At 53.9% G+C, this 18,572-nt stretch carries 18 protein-coding genes; 4 read left to right on the forward strand and 14 right to left on the reverse strand.

What is annotated here, in order from left to right; genetic code table 11:
- Positions 1–7 precede the first annotated feature (7 nt).
- The 3 genes from WNY39_RS16865 to WNY39_RS16875 all read right to left on the reverse strand — a co-directional run bounded on the left by WNY39_RS16865 (position 8) and on the right by WNY39_RS16875 (position 4,022).
- Positions 8–1,402: a M20 family metallopeptidase gene (locus WNY39_RS16865; RefSeq protein ID WP_342847403.1), complete on the reverse strand. Its 1,395-nt coding sequence runs from the start codon at positions 1,400–1,402 to the stop codon at positions 8–10.
- The gene (locus tag WNY39_RS16870; RefSeq protein ID WP_342847404.1) at positions 1,389–2,990 is read right to left on the reverse strand and encodes a gamma-glutamyltransferase; all 1,602 of its coding nucleotides are present in this window, start codon (positions 2,988–2,990) and stop codon (positions 1,389–1,391) included. Before WNY39_RS16870 ends, WNY39_RS16865 begins: the two co-directional genes overlap by 14 nt.
- A gap of 375 nt (positions 2,991–3,365) precedes the next feature.
- Positions 3,366–4,022 (reverse strand): GntR family transcriptional regulator, encoded by a 657-nt coding sequence (locus WNY39_RS16875; RefSeq protein ID WP_342847435.1) that lies wholly within the window; start codon positions 4,020–4,022, stop codon positions 3,366–3,368.
- A 148-nt stretch (positions 4,023–4,170) separates the two neighbouring features.
- Here WNY39_RS16875 and WNY39_RS16880 point away from each other — a divergent pair, with 148 nt between their 5' ends.
- Positions 4,171–4,734: a hypothetical protein gene (locus WNY39_RS16880; RefSeq protein ID WP_342847406.1), complete on the forward strand. Its 564-nt coding sequence runs from the start codon at positions 4,171–4,173 to the stop codon at positions 4,732–4,734.
- A 10-nt stretch (positions 4,735–4,744) separates the two neighbouring features.
- On the opposite strand, the gene WNY39_RS16885 is transcribed toward WNY39_RS16880, so the two are convergent.
- From WNY39_RS16885 to WNY39_RS16905, 5 genes are all read right to left on the reverse strand, one after another.
- On the reverse strand, positions 4,745–5,593 hold the full coding sequence (locus WNY39_RS16885; protein ID WP_342847407.1) for a DMT family transporter: 849 nt from the start codon (positions 5,591–5,593) through the stop codon (positions 4,745–4,747).
- A gap of 82 nt (positions 5,594–5,675) precedes the next feature.
- A complete protein-coding gene (locus WNY39_RS16890) occupies positions 5,676–7,094 on the reverse strand; it encodes a HAMP domain-containing sensor histidine kinase (protein WP_342847409.1) in 1,419 nt (472 codons plus the stop codon).
- Positions 7,091–7,747 carry a response regulator transcription factor gene (locus tag WNY39_RS16895; protein WP_342847411.1) on the reverse strand — a complete coding sequence of 219 codons (657 nt, stop codon included), beginning with the start codon at positions 7,745–7,747 and terminating at the stop codon, positions 7,091–7,093. Before WNY39_RS16895 ends, WNY39_RS16890 begins: the two co-directional genes overlap by 4 nt.
- 113 nt (positions 7,748–7,860) lie before the next feature.
- Positions 7,861–8,262 (reverse strand): diacylglycerol kinase, encoded by a 402-nt coding sequence (locus WNY39_RS16900; protein ID WP_341235419.1) that lies wholly within the window; start codon positions 8,260–8,262, stop codon positions 7,861–7,863.
- The gene (locus WNY39_RS16905; RefSeq protein ID WP_342847414.1) at positions 8,259–9,923 is read right to left on the reverse strand and encodes a phosphoethanolamine--lipid A transferase; all 1,665 of its coding nucleotides are present in this window, start codon (positions 9,921–9,923) and stop codon (positions 8,259–8,261) included. Before WNY39_RS16905 ends, WNY39_RS16900 begins: the two co-directional genes overlap by 4 nt.
- A gap of 623 nt (positions 9,924–10,546) precedes the next feature.
- On the opposite strand from WNY39_RS16905, the gene WNY39_RS16910 reads away from it, so the two are divergent.
- Positions 10,547–12,289 (forward strand): sulfotransferase, encoded by a 1,743-nt coding sequence (locus WNY39_RS16910; protein ID WP_342847416.1) that lies wholly within the window; start codon positions 10,547–10,549, stop codon positions 12,287–12,289.
- Between the two features lie 409 nt (positions 12,290–12,698).
- Here WNY39_RS16910 and WNY39_RS16915 read toward each other — a convergent pair whose 3' ends face one another.
- On the reverse strand, positions 12,699–13,013 hold the full coding sequence (locus WNY39_RS16915; protein WP_342847418.1) for a hypothetical protein: 315 nt from the start codon (positions 13,011–13,013) through the stop codon (positions 12,699–12,701).
- A gap of 199 nt (positions 13,014–13,212) precedes the next feature.
- Between WNY39_RS16915 and WNY39_RS16920 the strand changes: the two genes are divergently transcribed.
- Positions 13,213–13,647 carry a thioredoxin domain-containing protein gene (locus WNY39_RS16920; RefSeq protein ID WP_342847419.1) on the forward strand — a complete coding sequence of 145 codons (435 nt, stop codon included), beginning with the start codon at positions 13,213–13,215 and terminating at the stop codon, positions 13,645–13,647.
- A gap of 135 nt (positions 13,648–13,782) precedes the next feature.
- Positions 13,783–14,265 (forward strand): bacterioferritin, encoded by a 483-nt coding sequence (locus tag WNY39_RS16925; RefSeq protein ID WP_342847420.1) that lies wholly within the window; start codon positions 13,783–13,785, stop codon positions 14,263–14,265.
- Positions 14,266–14,480: 215 nt separating this feature from the next.
- Here the strand turns inward: WNY39_RS16925 and WNY39_RS16930 are convergent, their stop codons facing one another.
- The 5 genes from WNY39_RS16930 to WNY39_RS16950 all read right to left on the reverse strand — a co-directional run.
- Positions 14,481–15,041: a rhodanese-like domain-containing protein gene (locus tag WNY39_RS16930; protein WP_342847421.1), complete on the reverse strand. Its 561-nt coding sequence runs from the start codon at positions 15,039–15,041 to the stop codon at positions 14,481–14,483.
- A gap of 414 nt (positions 15,042–15,455) precedes the next feature.
- The gene (locus WNY39_RS16935) at positions 15,456–15,584 is read right to left on the reverse strand and encodes a hypothetical protein (RefSeq protein ID WP_342847422.1); all 129 of its coding nucleotides are present in this window, start codon (positions 15,582–15,584) and stop codon (positions 15,456–15,458) included.
- A 107-nt stretch (positions 15,585–15,691) separates the two neighbouring features.
- Complete coding sequence (locus tag WNY39_RS16940) at positions 15,692–16,513, reverse strand: phosphocholine cytidylyltransferase family protein (RefSeq protein WP_341235671.1); 822 nt, start codon at positions 16,511–16,513, stop codon at positions 15,692–15,694.
- Positions 16,514–16,548: 35 nt separating this feature from the next.
- Positions 16,549–17,316, reverse strand: coding sequence for a CDP-alcohol phosphatidyltransferase family protein (locus WNY39_RS16945; RefSeq protein ID WP_342847423.1), 768 nt, complete (start codon positions 17,314–17,316; stop codon positions 16,549–16,551).
- The coding region (locus WNY39_RS16950) for an aminotransferase class V-fold PLP-dependent enzyme (protein WP_342847424.1) at positions 17,313–18,572 on the reverse strand (1,260 nt) is incomplete at its 5' end. The genes WNY39_RS16945 and WNY39_RS16950, both read right to left, overlap by 4 nt.

The following is an 18,572-nucleotide window of genomic DNA, read 5'->3' on the forward strand; positions in this document are numbered from 1 at the left end:
GTTCCTCTCACTGTAACTTCAAGTTTGAGCTCTGTGCGGAAAGGTCGGCAAACAGACCGGTCATCGCCACCAACGCCTGACGCGACAGGCTTTTGAGCACGTGTTCGTCGGGGGCATGTTGCGAACACCCGGCATAGGAATGGGGAACCCAGATTGTTGGTAGCCCCAGCACTTCGGCAAAGCAGTCATTGGGGAGCGAACCGCCGAGATTGGGCAGGATATCCGGCGCAACACCTATGCTGTTTTCAATTGACGCACTTGCAAAACGAACCATCGGGTGATCGGGGGCCAGCCGCGTCGCCGGAAAGCTGTTTTCGCCGTGTTCGACCACTTTGACCTTGTCGAAACCGGCGCGGTCCAGATGGCGGCGCAGGGCGGGCAAGATATCGTCCACGTCGGTCCCAACCACAAAACGCAATTGACATGTCGCCCGAGCAGAGCCCGCAATGGCATTCAGCGGCGCTTCTGGCACCCCGGCCTTCATCGCCAGAATGGTAAAGCTGTTCCAACCGAAAACCCGTTCGGCGGGGGTCAGGTCTGCTTCGCCCCAATCGGGGTCCAGCGCGATGCCGGTGTCATGCGCGGGCAGGGCGGCCAGAATTTCGCGGATGCGGGAGGTCAGACTGTCGGGCCGCCACTCGGCAATCTGGATTTGGCCGTGGTCGTCGGTGATACTGGCCAAGGCATGGGCAAGGATCATCGCAGGATCGGCCAGCAAACCCCCAAAATTTCCCGAATGGTTTGCCCCATCGCGCAGGTTGACCTCTAGATCAAAGCTGACCCCACCGCGTGATCCGGTAAAGATGGTTGGTGCTCCCGGTCGCAGCCGCGGCCCGTCCGACGCAATAAAGACATCAGCCTTCAGCAAGTCCTTTTGTTGGGCGCAGAACTCTTTCAGGCCCGGCGATCCGGCCTCTTCGCCCATTTCAATGATGATCTTGGCGTTGAAACCCAGATGCCCTTGGGCGGCAATGACTGCGCGCATCGCCCGCAGATTGATCAGGTGCTGTACCTTGTTGTCAGCGGCGCCGCGCCCATAAAGACGGTCGCCTTCCTCAATCAACTCAAAGGGGGTCAGCCCCTCGCGCCACTGGTCTTCTTGCGCGCGTACGACATCGCCGTGACCATAGCTAAGCACTGTGGGCAGGGTCGCGTTTTCGATCCGCTCGGCTGTCAAAATCGGGGGGGCATCGGGCACAGGATTGTCGTGAAACCGGCAGGTAAAGCCCATCTCTTGCAGCATAGGGGCGATGTCTTCGTGCAGATAGGCATGCAAATGCGGCTTGCCGCGCGGGTCCTGGCTTTCGGTTGGGCGGGCCACCAAAGCGGCCAATTCGGTCTGAAACGCGCCAGTGTCGAAATAGGACTCAATATTGGCGTATGCGGCGTCATGTAGGGTCATGGGGGTCCTTTGTGCTTTCGGGCTCTGCGACGCCATCGCCCCAAGGGGACATTGTCTCGGTCGTGCCGGAATTTGTGGTGCCGTGGCGCATGACAGCTGCGGGGCAGGCAAAGGCATAGGGAAATGGCAAACGTTGGGCCAGAGCCAGCGGGAATTTCGCGGCCAACGCATCCGTCACAGGGCCAGCAAGACGGGTATCGGCCAACACCTGCGCACCGCCTGAAACATCCAGGCGCGGGGCCTCGATTGCATCTTGCAGGGTCATGTCTTGCTCCATCAGATAGCTGCTGATCTGGGCCACTGCCGGCATGATCTTGCGCCCGCCCGACGCCCCCAAGGCAAAGCGACCGGTCGCGGTTTCACCAATTACGGGGCAGACGTTCATCAGACACGCTTTGCCCGGGGCAAGCGAATTGGGTTTGCCGGGTTCAGGGTCGAACCACATGACGCCGTTGTTCAGCATCAATCCGGTGCTGCCCGACACGACCTTTGAGCCGAACACAGACAAAAGCGTCTGGGTCATGGCAACCATATTGCCGGCGCGGTCCACGATCGAGAAATGTGTCGTGCACCCCGGAGCACGTGCGCTTTCATGATCCCCCATCGACGATAGGCGGTGCGCATAAGCACGGTGCAGCCCGTCGGCCCGGGCCAGATGCCCGGACGGCGCTGCAGCTTCGGCCGCGTCATAGCCATCTTCCCAGTGGCCCATCGCATCGGCCAGTGTCGGCCCCGCAGTGAGGCCGGGAACAGCATGCACAACGCCGTCGCGAAACCGGAAGGACAGCGGATCGGACCACGTCACGCGATAGTCGCGCATATCTGCAATCGACAGAAACCCGCCCTTGTCGGTCACATCGCGCACAAGGGCGCGGGCGATGTCGCCATGATAAAAGGTCGCCGCGCCTTCTTGGGCGATTTGGTCCAGTGTTGCGGCCATCGCGCTTTGGTCCAGACGCTGATCAGCCTGCGCAGTCCAGCCGGACCCCTTGGGCCAAACCCCGTCATCGAGGTAAATCGCCGCTGCATCCTGATCGCGCGCCAGATCCCGCGCGCTGGAGGCGATGATCAGCGCTGCATACCAATCCACATGCAAACCGCGCTTGGCCAGCGCGACAGCGGGTGACAGCAGTGACGACCACGGCATCCGGCCATACCGTTCATGGGCGGCTGCAATGCCCGCCATGGTGCCGGGAACAGCCACGGCCGTGGCTCCTGTCACGTTGCGGTCGTCAACCACAGCCTCCCACGGGAACAAGTCAGATGCCTTGCCCGCGCCAGATAGGGGGTACTGCGCCAGATCAAGCCCGGCTGAAGAGCGCATCCCATAGTTCAGGGCAACGGCGCGGCCTTCGTCCTCGCGCCACAGCATCATCGCACCGCCACCCATCGGGCCGGACATCCAGGGCTCCAGCACGCCCAAAGCAAAACTGACGGCGACCGCCGCATCAACCGCATCACCGCCCGCGGCCAACACGTCGGCACCGACCTCAGCGGCCTGAACATGCTGGGCTGCGACGACCCCCCCGGATGTTGCCGTGACCCCGGGTTTACGGGTCGATTGACTGCGTGAGAACGACCCGCTCATGCGACGGCCGCGGGCAGGAGGGACACGTCGGGCGCATTCCATTCCTTGCCGGCAAATGCGGATGATGCGGCGATCAGGCCAAGGACCGTACCGGTGATCAGTGCTTTGATAGTCATCCAGTCCTCACTGTTGGTGATAGATTATTTGTATTTGTATTTTAACTTATTGTATACAAGACTGGCCATTTATGACCCGTCAAGCAATTTATAAATATGTCTTTGCCTCTTTCAGGGCCGGGATATTGCTACCCAAGTACGATGCACAACTGAACAAGCCCTGCCCATCGAGTGAGGGCTGGGAACATTTTTCGTAACGTTTAAGATGCTAAACTGGGCACCACTTAAATATGCAGGGGGCAGATTTTATGTCAGGGCCTTAGCTTGCAGCGGCGCTAAGCCCTGTCATCAGGCTGTGAAACCGTTCGCCCTGAACGCTGACATGATTACGCAGGGCGTTGGCCGCTCCTTCTGAATCGCCAGATACCAGCGCATCAACAATGGCCTCATGTTCGGCCATAGACTGTGCCATACGGCCACGCAAACGCAGCTGCTGCCGCCGGAAAGGGCGCAGACGTTTTTGCAGTTTCAGGCTTTCCTGCTCAAGAAAGCTGTTGCCAGATTCGCGATATATGGTGGCATGGAAAGTTTCGTTTTCGTCGTAATAGAGGTCGGCATTCTGAGCGTCCGATGCCGCTTGACACCGCGCATTTGCTGCGCGCAATTCATCAAATGCTTTGTCTGAAATCCTCCGCGCGGCCAATCGACCGCAGACCGCTTCAAGCTCGGCCATCACTTCGAACATCTCAAACAGTTCTAAGGGGCCCGGTTGACGTACAAAGGCGCCGCGCCGCGGGATCAACGTGACAAGTCCAGAACTTTCCAGTCGCTGTAACGCTTCTCGAAGTGGTGTGCGTGAGACGCCAAACTGTTCGGCCAAACGCACCTCGTCGAGCCTGTCACCATCGGCAAAAGTCGCGTTAAAGATCATTTTCTCAAGAGAGTTTGCTATATTGATAGCACTGCGTTGTTCCATAGTAAGAACGTTAGCCCTCGTGCGGAGAAAACGCAATTACTACCGTGTTGTATACAAAATATCGATTTTTGAGACTTTGAAGCGGCCCTTGTTTGGGCATAGGACCAAGGGTAGGGATACGAGACAGGGATTTCCGAGGTTGGATAAGATGACACCGCATACGTCTGCGCACGCGACAACTGCTGAATGTAACGCCGCGCTGGATCACATTCTGGCAGCACCTAAAAGCGGTGCCACAATTGGGCAATTGTGCTTTCGACCTGATTACGGCCTTCGGACTTTCCCTGACACGCTAGAGATGGCCGTCGAGCGCGGGATTATCGGTGAAAGATGGACCAAAAAGCCGTGGTTAACACTGCCCGACGGCGAACCCGATCCCAGAATACAGGTATCCATTCTCGCGCAGCGGGTCATGGATCTGTGTTGGCGTGATCGTACAAACACGGTTCATCCGGGCGATCCGATCGTTGTCGACATGAACCTTGGTGCCGCGAACCTACCTGTGGGCGCACGGTTAAGTGCTGGTTCCGCGATCCTAGAAGTCAGCGATAAATTCAATACCGGTTGCATCAAGTGGCATGAGCGGTACGGGAACGATAGTCTACGCTGGATCAACAGGCGCGAAAATCGCGATCTTCGATTGCGCGGAATTCTTTGTAAAATCGTGCAAGACGGAACCGTCAAAGTTGGGGATCAGCTGATCAAGCTCTGATGTATCTCGGCTACCTTGCCAATTTCCCGCGCCAAAGAATGAAAAGCCCCGAAAATACGATCAAACCGGAACCCAGTATCATCGTCGGACTCAGTTGCTCGTTGAACAGTACAACACCCAATGTGATCCCGAAAAGCAGCCTTGTGTATCGGAACGGTGTGACGGCGGATACCTCACCGGTCCGCATTGCCTTCATCAGACATGAATAGGCGACGACACCCGCCAAGATCGCACCCAATAAGTAAAACCACGTCCCAACATCTGGGCCTACGAAAGGCACCCCTTGCCAAACGGCAAAAAGCGCACCAGCCGCGACAATTGCCAAGAAACCATACAGCCCAAGAATGACTGTGCTGAGTGTTGCCGGTGCAGCACGGCTTGCCAGGTCGCGCCCCGCAAATCCTATCATGCCGATAACCGCCAAAATCGATAGGGCCGAAAAACTGTCCGTTCCAGGTTGAACGATGACAACGACCCCAATCAAACCAATAAAGATCGCAAACCACCTGCGCCAACCAACCTTTTCGCCAAACACCAATGCTGCACCGGCGACCACGACCAACGGAGTGGCTTGCAAGATGACGGTTGCGGCAGACAATGGTGTTAACGCAATGGCGAGGACATAAAACAGCCGGCCTGCAATCTCGAACACCACCCGGATGCGCATCGGCAGGGATAGGATATCCGGGACAAACAAAGGTTCATTATTCAGACGCGCCAAGCATGCGAACAGCGCAGCACCGCCCAAGCCGAAGATCATCAGGATTTGACCGACAGGCAGCACCGTTGACGCCGCTTTTAAAAATGCGTCTTCGACGGCGAAAATGGCCATCGCAGCAATCATCCAAATACTGCCCATCAGGTTTGCCCTGCGATCAATTGGAATCATTGTGGGCATATTTGTTCCAATTCAGATGTCAGATTTTGGGAGAATTGCAGCGTTACAATTCAATCTCAACGCTTTGTGGATCGATGCCGTAAACACCCTGATCTGTCAATCTGGACGCATGAAGGCTGGTTGTATCTGGCAGGTGCAAAACAGCGGCAAAACCGCGAGGGCTATTTTTCCGGGGCACATAGATTTCAAGTCTACATCCGGACTGGTTACACAGATCCTGAACAATCGTCAGACCAAGTCCGTATCCGTTTGACAGCAAGTCGCGCCGGATGAATCGCTGTTTGATGCGGTCAAGGTCTGCGCGGGATAACGGGTCGCAATCGTTCGAGACCGCAACATGCCCTGATTGGCTGGCGTCCACAATTGTTGGCGAAGGGCCGCGGGCGTGCTTCAGGGCGTTGTCGAATATGTTGTTCAAGATGATACCAAGCGCATCTGGATCAACGCGGGTTAAAAAGCGTCCTTCGGGGAACTTCAACTGGAGCTTGTCTGGATTGGGGCTTCGGGTGCGCATTTCAGACATAAGGAGTGCGATCACAGGATTTACGTCTGTCATTACCGCATTTAGGCCCAGCCCCGATTGCGCCCTCGACAGTTGCAGAAGGCGTTCGATAAGGCGCTCCAGTCGCTTCAGAGCGGTTTGAATTTCGACAATGTTTTCGATTTGAGCGGGCTCATCGAGCTTTGCCCGAAGTCGTTGCGCCTGTGCCTGACAAATGGCAACGGGGGTTCGCAATTCGTGTGCGGCATTTGTGGCAAAGGCACGTTCTGCATTCATCGCGCGGTCAAGTCGCGCCATCAGCGCGTCGAGTGTGTCAATCGCAGGGGTGATCTCGGAAAATACATTCTCGCGATCAATCGGGGACAGGTTGTGTTCGTTCTTTTCAGCTATGTTGCGGCTGAGTTCGGCAATCATGGCGACCGATCGTCGAACCGCCCAGAAGGAAGACAGACCAAAAAGCATTCCTAGCATGGCAAAACCGGCAATGACGCCGATCACCACATCGGTTATCGCTTCGTTGCGTTCGACCATCGGCTCGGCTACCACGACGCTGCCCGTCCCAGGCTGATCTGAGCGTAGCATGATGAAGCGATGCCCGCGCGTGGTGCTAAGTCCTGGAACCAGTGACGCGGGAAGCGCGAAACCTCCAACGGTCTTTGACTGCGCATAGACCTCCCCATCCCTATCGAGATACCACATCAACGCGCGCTCATCCGGCTTTCGCAGTTTGCTTTCAAAATTTAGTAGGCGGCCCACGTCGAAATCGGTGGAGCTTTGGGTGGTTTCGATAAATTCCAACACCAGGTGCGCCTTGCCGATCAGGCTGGCATCGAGCAGCTCGTCATACTCTTCTTTGAAAACATGGTGGACGATCAAAACGCTGATCACCATCACGGCCAGCCCGGGCAAAAGCAAAGAACCAAGCAGCGACTGAAACAAACTTTTACGGCGGAGTGTCATGAGGTCAAAGCGTATCCCATGCCGCGGTGCGTGACGATCAGGTCTTTGCCCAATTTAGTGCGTAGACGGCTGATGTGTGCTTCCAGCGCATTGCTTTCAACTTCTTCACCATAGGCATAGATGGCCGCTTCAAGGCTCTCCTTTGGCACAATCTGAGACTTACGGCGAAGAAGCGTCTCAAACACGCCCCATTCTTTAGCCGTCAGTCGCACGGGTTCCGCAGCGCGCGTGACGGTGTGATCGGACAGATTCACCACCAAATCACGCAGATGAACGGTTTGCGCAATCTGGTTGGCGCTGCGTCGACACACGGTATGGATACGTGCCTTAACCTCGTCCAAATCGAAGGGCTTGATCACATAGTCATCGGCACCCCGGTTCAATCCGTCAATCCGGTCCGAGACTTTGTCGCGAGCGGTCAAAATGAGGATCGGCGTGCGTAGCGCCTTCGCCCGTAGTTCGCTGAGAAATACCAACCCGTCGCCATCAGGCAGGTGCAGGTCCAGAAGCACCACATCATAATCCAGTGTACGCAGCGCGGCGTCTGCCTCGTCCAGCGTACAGAACCATTCGACGATGTTATGATCATCTTCCAGATGCTCTTTCAGCGGACGCGCCAGAGCTTTTTCGTCCTCAATCAGCAATATGCGCATTGTGCTTCTATCCAATTACTTGACGAGCTTTGGCCAGTTCGGCCCCCGCTGACATCATCACGCTTTTTTGCATAAAGCATTCTATTTTAGTTGATCTGTTCATCGGACTTCCTTCACCCCATGCCGTAAAAGCGCAAGATCACCGCGCCCAGGAAAACGCCATTGGCGAAGAGCAAACACATCGTCGCAAGTGACCCCAGATCCTTCGCGTCACGGGCGAAAACCTCCCATTTTGGTGCTAAGTGGTCAACGATGCATTCGATCGCCGTATTCAGAGCCTCGACCGCAACGAGGCCCGAAAAAAGGATCAACAGGACAAGGAAATCTGCGACACCCGCATCCATGACGTAGAGGAGCAAACCACAGAGCGGCAGAGCAACGACGATATGCCTGAACGCAGTTTCCATCCAAAGCCGTCGGATGCCCCCGATCGAATAGCCGGCAGCGGCAAATAAATGTGCTGCCCCCGTGACCCGCGCAGGTTTTTCACGTGGGTTTGTTATGTCGGGCTTCATATCTTGGCCACCTGAATGTTTGTTTTGCAGGATGTAAAGATATCCAGATCGGGATTGCGCTCTGCTGTGTGGATATCAAGCAGCCCAAGCAAGGAATGGAACAGATTGTCATGCGACAGCGCCTTGTCCTTCTGTTTGGCCACACAGCTTTCATCAATGCCAAAGCGGGATTGGAATGCGTCAGACATCCAAAGTAACATCGGCACATGGGTCTGTGTTTCAGGTGCCATGAAATAGGGTGCCCCATGCAAATAGAGCCCGCGTTCGCCAAGCGATTCACCGTGATCAGACACATATAATAGCGACGTGGCCAATCCCTCATTTGCTGCCAGCATGTTAATGGTTCGGGCGAGCATCTGATCCGTATAGGCGATTGTGTTATCGTAGGCGTTGGTGATTTCCTTCGGCGTGCATTTCTTGAACTCTGCGGTACGGCATGCGGGTTTGAAGCGTTCAAATTCTGCTGGGTAACGCTGATAATAGGTCGGCCCGTGACTGCCGATCTGGTGCAGAACCAATACCGTGTCCTTGTTGACCGATGCTATGTATTCTTTTAGCGGTTCGAGAAATATGCCATCGATACATTCACCCGTTGCACAGAATTCTGGGTTCTTGAGATTGGTCAATGTGCGTGTGCCGAACCGCGCGGCAATCGTTTTGTCGCCGGTGTTGTTGTCCCACCATTCGACGTGCAGCCCTGCATGTCCCAACACATCCAGCACGTTCTCAGTCGACGTGCCCTTTTCAAAGGTATAGCTGTCTCGGCTGAACTTTGAAAACATGCAGGGCAGCGACACAGCTGTGGCAGTGCCGCACGAATGAGTGTTACTGAAATTGATGATAGGCAGCTTGGATAATTCTGGGTTGGTGTCGACATCATATCCGTTCAGGCTAAAATTCTGGGCCCGCGCGGTTTCACCGGCAACGACAATTGTCAGCATAGGCTTTTGCGGCGCGTCATACGCAGAACCGGCCCTTGCGTCCAAACCTGTGCTGGTAAGGACCAAGTTGGCCGAACGCGACATCATTTTGGCATATCGGATTGCGCCCACCAGCGGCGCGCCGGGCTGGTAACTGCTCATGAAATCTTTCCGTTCGCGCAGGATCGATGAATAGGATTTCAGATCTGCCATCAGCAACCCTGTCGCCAAAGCAAGGCTGAGAACACACGTCAGTATCGGCGTCACAGCAGCCTTGACCCGTCGCTGCGGCGCAATGCGCACCCACATCACAAAGAGCGAGGGGAAAACACCAAAGACAACAACATGGGTCACGTAGCCAAGCGTTATCAGATGCCTGGATTCAGCTACGGTGGTGACCATGACATTCTGGATCATGTCGCGGTCAACTATGATGCCCAGCGTATCGACATAATACGACGTCATGGCGGCCAGTATTAGCATTGAAATTAGAAATGGTTTGACCGTCCACGGAAATGCGAACAGGCTGAAGGCCCCCAGCGTCAGGCAGAACACAGCCCCCATATAACCGATAAGAGAAAGTAAGTGGCCCGAGAAGACGTCGCTGGCGATGTACCAGAACGTGCTATTGTCGACACTGAACACGAACGCGATGGCAAGAACGGTCAGTATGACCGGAGAGATGCTTATCCGTTCGCGCAGAATGGACGATCGGAATAAATGGGGCTTAACAGAGGGCATAGCAGAGCTTTCGCAGGATTATTTGCGTGCTCATGACCAGCGTAAGCTTACGAGAAGCTTACGAACTGATCATTTTCTTTTTGGAAGGCGCGTTTCTTGGGTTTCTCAGAGATAACCTAAGCGAGATTGCCGTGTGATCGCGATCTTCAGAGAGGTTCCTTGATATGCGGCAAGAAGCTTGGTGTCCAAATGCCCGCTGTTGGCCAGAAGCGACACTGGTCGCGAAGGGCGGGAATCGGGAGTTCAATGCGTTTTGTACCGAGGTCTGCAACGCGGGAGATTTGCGTTCCATATCTCCCTTGTAGCGAAGGACCACCATCCCGCCGTAAGCCGACTTTAGACGTGGTCCTAACGAATTTCAGCTGCCGCCGTCAGCCGCAGCCATCCACGACAGGCAGGGAGTTGCCTATTTCTGCAGCGTTCACAAAGGTTTGTAGTGCGGATGGCACCGCCGTTCAGCAATACCATTTGAATGTCAGAATTTACCATGAAATTGATTCTAAGACTCTTCACACGCAGATGAATTGCCAGCCGTACGAACCCTAGTGGGTTCGCTACAGGGCAATTGCGGCAGCTACTTGTGCAAAAGGTCTTGCCAGGACTGTAATTAAGGAGCGACCTTTTTGCTATCAGCCGTATCGAATATTGTGCTGGCCCAACAGGAGCTCGCGCAGCGCCGATTCAAGAACGTTTTAAAATATACGCGCAAGGCGCAAAAGGAAGCGCCGGGGTCCCCTGTCCCCGATAATCTGGCCGGCATAGCACTCAGCGCAATGTCGCGCCCCGGCGAAGCGGTCAACAGTTTCAAGCGGGCCATTCTCTTGGACCCCAGCTATGCAGAAGCTCGAAAGAACTTGGCTCAAACCTACTTGCTTATGGGACAGTACGAGAATGCGCTTCTCGCCCTGCATGCCGTGCCTGAAACACCTGATGTCCTATATTTGAAAGCACAGGGTCTAGCGGCTCTGAATAGAAAACAGGAAGCTCTGGCGGCAGCAATGCGATACATTGCAGGCAATCAAGAGGACAAAACAGGCTACAAGCTTAGGGCATTCATTAGGCTTCAGTTTGGGTTGATCGCTGATGCATTGGAAGACTACGAAAAAGTAATTTCAATCGATCCGCAGGATGCGGAGACGCTGACGCGCATGAGTTTGCCGCTGGCGCGCCATCTGAGGTTCGATGATGCGTTGAACACTGCCCTGCGCGCTGTGGAGATTGATCCCGGCAACATAAGCGCGCAGCTGCGCCTCGCGGCGCAATTTTCAGAGATGGGGAAAACGGAGCAATCAATTGCCCGATATAGGCATGTGTTGAGCTTGGAACCCTCTCAGGCCAGCGCGTTGAAAGCTTTAAGTGAAATGCTGAAGGGCGAAGACTTGGCTGAATTGGAGCCACAGGTTGCCGACGTGCTATCCCGTGTTGGCAAAGGTTCGGAAGACGAAGCCTTTCTGCTTTTCGCTCGTTTTCATATCCTTTCGGGCAAGGGCGCGCGTGAACAGGCAGATCGAGATATTATCCAAGCAAATAAATTCTTCGCCAACCGCAGCCGCTATAATGCGAAAGCCGAACGCGAGGCCGCTGAGGGTATACTGAAACGTTTTCCCAATGCTCTGCCACCGAAACAGGAAACCTGTACCGCACCGACGCCGATCTTCGTTTTTGGCCTGCCAAGATCGGGTACTACTCTGGTGGAGGCGATGCTTGGACGCCACGAGAAGGTCGTTCCCTTGGGTGAACGCGGCACGATCGGCTTTCTTCTCGAAGAGACAATCCATCGCGGCCTGCCATTTACTGCGCAGGAGATCGAAGAGCTGAGGGCCGAGGACGTCCGGTTGCTCCCTGAACTGCCTATTCATGCACAGGCCTATGTCGATAAAATGCCTGCAAACTTCAGGATTGTTGGCTTCCTCAAGTCAATATATCCCGAGTCTAAAATCGTGAACGTCCGGCGGGATCCGCGCGATATCGCCCTTTCGATGTTCCAGGCCCATTTCTCAAGCTCAGCGCTGAATTATACCTATGATCGGAAGGCCATGTCCGATTACTTCAATCTATACGCTCGCATGATGCAACATTGGCATAGGGTATTCCCGGGGCAAATCTACGATATCCGCTATGAGGCTTTGGTTGAGGGCGTTGAAGGCGAAGGTCGCAAGCTTGCCGAGCATTGCGGGATCGAATGGAACTCTCAAATGGCATCGCCGGATCAAACGACGTCCCAGGTCCTGACAATGAGCGCCAATCAGTTGCGTACGCCTATTCACAAGCAATCTATTGGAAAGTGGCAGGATCGCCGAAAGTTACTGGCCCCTTTTCTGCAGGGCCTGGATCACGGGCTTTGGCCTGAGGTCGAAACAGATTAAGCTAGTCCACCCGAGATTTATCGGTTTATTTAAGGTCTGTCCGGTCGATACCATGCATGGTTTTTATATGTTGGGCTCGAAGACTACTCTCGTGTTGGTTTTCAAGCAAAGCAGATATTGGCGCAAACAGTAACGCATATCTGATTTGCGCCGTTTGTGTTGAGGAACGCAATGGGCTCAATCCTGCCGTGCTTTACGACGTGGCCAACATTCGCTTCGGGCCGTAAGCTGCCGCCTTTACCAAGGGCGGGAGGCTGCTGTTCGCCGCCGAGTGTACGAACCTCGGCTATCGGGGGCTTGCCGGGGCTGAGTTGGTGCGCGAGAACAGGTTGTCAAAGTGTTGAAGGCAGTGGACATCTGACCATAACGCGACAACTGGCAGGCCGTTCGTCAGCAGCCGGATGCCTAGTCAGGCCTTCTTGAGATGAGATCCAAGCGCAGCACGGTCCAGCCCGCCTTGTTTGGTGGGTGGGCGTCGATCCGAGTCGATATCAGGGACCAGCTGGTGCAGAGCTTGCAAGACCTGATAGAGTGTAATGCCATCAGTATGGGCCATACCTTCTTCTTCAGCGACACTAACCTCGCTTGCATCGTATTCCCAACGACGAAGAACCTCGATTATCTGGGTGTCGGTTAGGTCAGGATCGCTCAGAACATCATTGGGGGTTTTGTAAAAGTCCTGTGGATCAAGGAGCGCACCAGCGAGTTTGGTTTCATGTGTCATCATGTGCCTCCTAAGCCGTGTGATGCGCAAGCTGCGCTATTATATGTAACGCAGTATATCGATACCGAGCGTTGGCGGTTTGATGAAAGTCAATCGTTCGCGCATTTGTATATCTAAGGGTAAAGGATAGTCGGAAACGACGAATATTATCTTATCGAGACGGCGCGGGTGCCTGGTCGAAAAGTAGAGGATCTTGAGTATGGAAAACGCAGTTTTACTTACTTGCTTATCGTGTGGGCAAGTAAACCGAATTCCTTCGGCTAAGCTTCAGGCCGGGCCCAAATGCGCGACGTGCGCAGCGCCTCTGGTCGCGGGTAAAGTAGGGGCGGTTGATGTGTTGATCCATGACAAAGCCACTCGGTCTGACGATATGCCGCTCATAGTGGATTATTGGGCACCGTGGTGCGGACCGTGTAAAATGATGGCCCCGGAATTTGCCAAGGCTGCTGAAGCGCTTCGTTATGAGTGCCGTTTCGCCAAGATTGATACGGAGCAGTTTCCGGCAGTGTCCCAGCGTCTACAGATCCGCGGCATTCCACTTCTAATACTATATTCTAAAGGACGGGAGGTTGCCCGACTTTCGGGCGCACGCCCCGCAGCCGACATCAAAGCATTTGTAAAGCAGCACGTTTGAAGCCCCGCCGACCGTCGACGCGATCCTGCTGGCTGGATACTGGTAGGGGTTGATGTAGATCAACGTACCGTCGCTTAGATCGTGTTCATATTCACATTACTGAAAGTGTATAATCTTTGAAAATGGAGCGAGAAAATGTCCGACATCGAAACAATGGATTATCTACAAAAAGCACTACACATGGAATTGACAGCTGCTCATCAATATCAGTTGCACGCCCATGTTCTCGATGATTGGGGCTTGGATAAACTTGCGGCCCAAATGCGAACAGAAATGCAAGAGGAGTTGGGACACTCTGACTTGTACATTGCAAGAATTATGTTCTTCAACGGAAAGCCTGATTTAGACTTTTACAAGAAACCTGTTCAAGCCGACTCCCTTGTCGATATGTTCAAATCTGATTTGGCCGACGAGGAAGAAGCAATTGAGTTTTACACTCTTGCTGCCCAACATGCGATGAAGACTGGTGATATTGGTTCTCGGACTCTCTTCGAACAGATCGTGCTTGATGAAGAGGGGCACAAAAGCTGGCTTGAGCTTCAACTGAGCCTCATTGAGCGTCTCGGTGAAAAGTCATTTAGCGCAAAATATGTTTCGGGTGCGGCCTCTTCAGAATAAGCGCCATTATCTGGGTCTCAACTGCCTGAGATCCTATATAGGGGCGCAGTCATAAATGGCTTTGCAGCATTCCGGCAAGATGGGCTGTCATCTACCGTTTGCTGCAAAGCGCCATTGTTCTCAATTGGAAGTCCGCATCGATCAGTCTGTACTGAACTCGGAGAATGTCGCCGAAACGAACGCCTCACGATTTTCCACGACAGCGATGCAGTGTATCAGGAAGCACCCGGTATGACGGTCAGCCCCAACATGTTCCAACTTTGCATGCCGCCTCGGTAGTAATAGATTTTCTCTGCAGGAAAGCCTGCTTCGATCATACGACGCGCTGCGGTTGGTGACTGGCCGCACCAAGGGCCGTTGCAAAATAGCACGACCGCAGGAACTTCAGCCTCGCAAATCCAACCATCGAAATCGATCTCGCACCCAAACTCGCCCAGCCTGTCGGCAGCTTCGGTATAGGGTACAGAGATTGCTCCCGGAATAGTGCCCTGCTCGTATTGCGGGCGTATGCGTCCGTCGACGAGCACGGCATCACTGGACTGCAGGAACTCCAGCACCTCCAATTCTCCAATCGTTGTCACGCCAGGGGCAGGGCTCATCGGTTGGATGCAGAAATTGGGACAGGGCCGTGAGGTTCTGACCCAAGGCTCACCCAAACGCGCTTCGGTATCCTGGTTGCGCATGATCTCGACGGGACCGTTAACTGTTTGAACGGTGACGCTCATGGTGTCCGCGGAAATACCGACGTCGTCCGCCGCAGCGGCTGTGGCGATCATTACCAACAAAGGCCCCCAAAAAAATCCTCGCATCTGCGTATCCTCCTCACGTTGTGATTAATCTCATCTTACAGATCTTCAGTCGACGGGTCGAGAAGTGCGGACAAGGTCGGCTCTGGGCCGTTCGTGTTGATTGACCCTAAGGGTGGAAGCCTGGCCTTCGCTACGTAAATCGCGAACGGCAGCTACGCACTGGTCTGCACTGTCCGAAATACTTCTTACGCTATAGATTATACCAATAATCTAGGCCTCGGTAAAACGACTCTGTCACATTTGTTTGCTCCTTCTAAAGCTGAGCAAACTCTACATTAAAGTGAGGAAAGTCTATGAGGGCAGGTCAATGCGCCCTAGTTGAATGGATCGCTCAACTAGGGCGTATGGTTAACCTGATAATTAGGGGAGCAGTATCGGCGGTTACTTCACTTTTTTCCCGCCAATCGCTACCGTCGGCTTACCCGTCAGAGAATTTGCCGTCGCTAAAACCTTGGCCTTTTCTTGCTTTGGTTTCTTGACCTCTTTCTTACTGTTCTTGCCTTTAGCCATGGGATGTCCTTCCGGTATGCAGCGATCCGGTGCCGGAATGGCAGGGGCATTGCTGCGGTCGTATACCTTTGCCTGTCTTGGGCAAAAGTGGTCTTGATCTGACAGGCCTACGTTAGCTTAACCGCTTTTTTGGGCGCTTCGTCTATCGCCCTTTGCTGGCCGCGCGAAATGGTTATGACCGGGGATCCAAACATTGCGTTTGCCGCCGCGAAATCTTCGGCGGTATCGATCTCTGTCCAGTTCAGGCCCGTAATATCAAGAGCGCGGAAAACCACGCCTTGCCCTACCAGACGTGCATAAGCTGCCTCGTAATATTCTTGTAGGTTCGCGTAGTTTTCCATCATTTTTGCGAGTTCGGCAAAAAGAAGAGGACCGGTCTGAGAGCTGATCTTTTCGATCCCGATGGATTCACCCAATGCCAACTTCGGATCTACAGTTTTCCCGACTTCAAGGACCTGCAGGTCGTCGTCTGTGATGACTTTAACTTCTTCATCCTCAAGTGCGATGTTCCGGTCGATGCACAGCACGTTTGGCTGATTAGTATCAACAAGCTGGCGTAAGATTTTGACGTCAAATACGACGTCAGCATCGAACTTGATAAACTCGGCCGCGCCAATGGCGGGCGCGGCCAGCATCAAAGAGTAGCCTGTGTTCGTGTCGCGGTACCGTTCGTTGATCACATAGGTGACGCGGATACCCCTAAAAGTTTTGTCGATGAACTGTTTAATTTCGTCCGCCCGATGGCCAAGCACCAGAACAAACTGCGACAGACCACAGCTTAGGCAGTGACGGATCATTCGTTCCAGAATGACGGACCCGCCGACGGACAGCAGGCTTTTGGGACAATTATCCGTCAGAGGGCTAAGCCGTGAACCGATGCCAGCTGCCAGAATTACGGCCATAGGGGGGCGGGTAATTTCGTGATTCATGTGATGTTTTCCTATTCGTGCCGGGGTGAGAAAGATTATTTTTCGAAGCGATGTTTGTGGCTTTCGCCAATGTTTTTACCCCTGAGCCAGGACTTGTAGGTGCCCCAGAAAACTTGGCTTGCCGCAAAGACCAAAAGCATCGGGACGAGTTGATCGAAGATCAGGCCGACTGAGAGCATGAAGATGAAGACGCCTTCATCAAAGGCGAGTATTTTGCGTTGCTCCCTCAGGAACCACGACCAGTTTTCCTGGAGGGAAAAGCCCAGACCCGCTGTGATTTCGACCTGTTTTAGCCCCGCCATTCGTGTGGGGTAATCGGGATCGCTAGCGGTTTCGATTTCGAGTGAGACATACTTTGCGTAGCCCCGCAAATTATAGAAGCCAATGCCAATCATAGCGAGGAATACGGGGATCACGCTGGCTGTTTGCACATAAGCGGCGTAGCTCACGGCACCGAACCACAGCATGACCTGCACTTGGTCTGTAAGACGATCATAGTAGCTTCCGATGGGGGAGGACACCTTTCGATACCGGGCCATCTGCCCATCCATACAATCGAGGATATGGCTAATGTGGATTAGGACGGCCGCTGCGATGAACCATCCGGTGCCGCCGATAATAATCCCGATCGCCGCGACCACCGCGACCAGAAAGGATGCCGCTGTTACGCGGTTCGGCGTAATCCAAGGGATGCTAACAGCACCGTAATTGGCGATGATGGCGAGGGGCGATGTAACGAATGATGACCACCATTCATCGTCGCGGGTTTTTGTGGCCCAAAGTCTTGTTAGTTTAACTGTCATGATACCACCTTGGCGAACACGCGGTCAGGTTTTGGCAGCAAGATCAGGTTCGCGTCTTTTGGACGGACAGGTGTTACGATATCGGCCACCTCGGCCTGCAATGTCACCAACACATCTTTGAGCGTGGCAAGAAAGAACCGGATGTCATAGTCGGACAACTCACCGATATTTCCGACTTGAAAAACCTTGCCAGTAAAGCAGCCTTTGCCCTCGTATATGATGATGGATTTTTCACGTAGACGTTCACGCAGGTCGCGGACTGATAAAGTCAGCGGCATACGAACCGTTGTCAAAATCGAGCACATGTCACCTTCGTCAATCAAAAAGTCGAGATTGAGCCGACGCATACCCACACGTAGCTGATCAGCCCGTGCCTTGATGCGCGCATAACGCTTAATGACACCTTCGCGCAGAATATCTGTCAGTGCCTGTTCCAGTGCAAAGAACAATGGGACAGCGGGTGTATTGGGCGTCTGGCTGTGATTTCTCAAGAAAGCATAGAAGGTCGCAAGGTTCAGATAGGTCGTTTTCGCAGCATGTCTTTTCAGTCGTTTGAAGTGCTTTTTGCGCCCAACGACAAAGGACAACCCCGGATAGGAGCCTATGGCCTTGGAGCTTGAGCTGGACACGAAGCCGATGTGGCAGGCCTCCATGTCGATGACCTCTGCGCCAACAGAACTGACACCATCCACTACGAACAACGCGCCGTTCTTTTTGGCCAAAGCGCCAATTTGGGCGAGCGGGTTCAACATGCCCGAACAGGTCTCGTGATGGACCATGGCGACGACATCAATTTTATGCGCTGCCATGTAGGTTTCGATTTTCGACACATCGAAGGGCGTGCCCCACGGCATTTCGAGGAAATGGGTGCGCTTATTGTGGATCAAAGAGGTTTTGTGCAACCGCTCGCCAAATTCACCGTTCGACAGGATCAAGATCGCGCCTTTGCCTACGACAGAAGACAATATTGCCTCGTTTGCTGCCGTGCCAGAGCCTGTGATCACCACGGCACGATACCGCGCCCGGTTTCTGATCTGAAACAGTGAAATTAATTTATGTTCGATGCTTCTAAGAAGGTTATCAAAATCGGGTTCACGATGACAGATATCTTCCTTGCTGATCGCGGCACGCAAAGTCTGGGCCACATTCACAGGGCCAGGGGTGAAAAGCAGGTATTTGTCCAAGATTAGGTCATGCTCCAACGACACCATGGTGAAAGCCATGAGGTCGGCACGCCCATGATACGTCAGTGCACG

The organism is Sulfitobacter sp. AS59 (assembly GCF_038899995.1).
Lineage (GTDB): Bacteria > Pseudomonadota > Alphaproteobacteria > Rhodobacterales > Rhodobacteraceae > Sulfitobacter.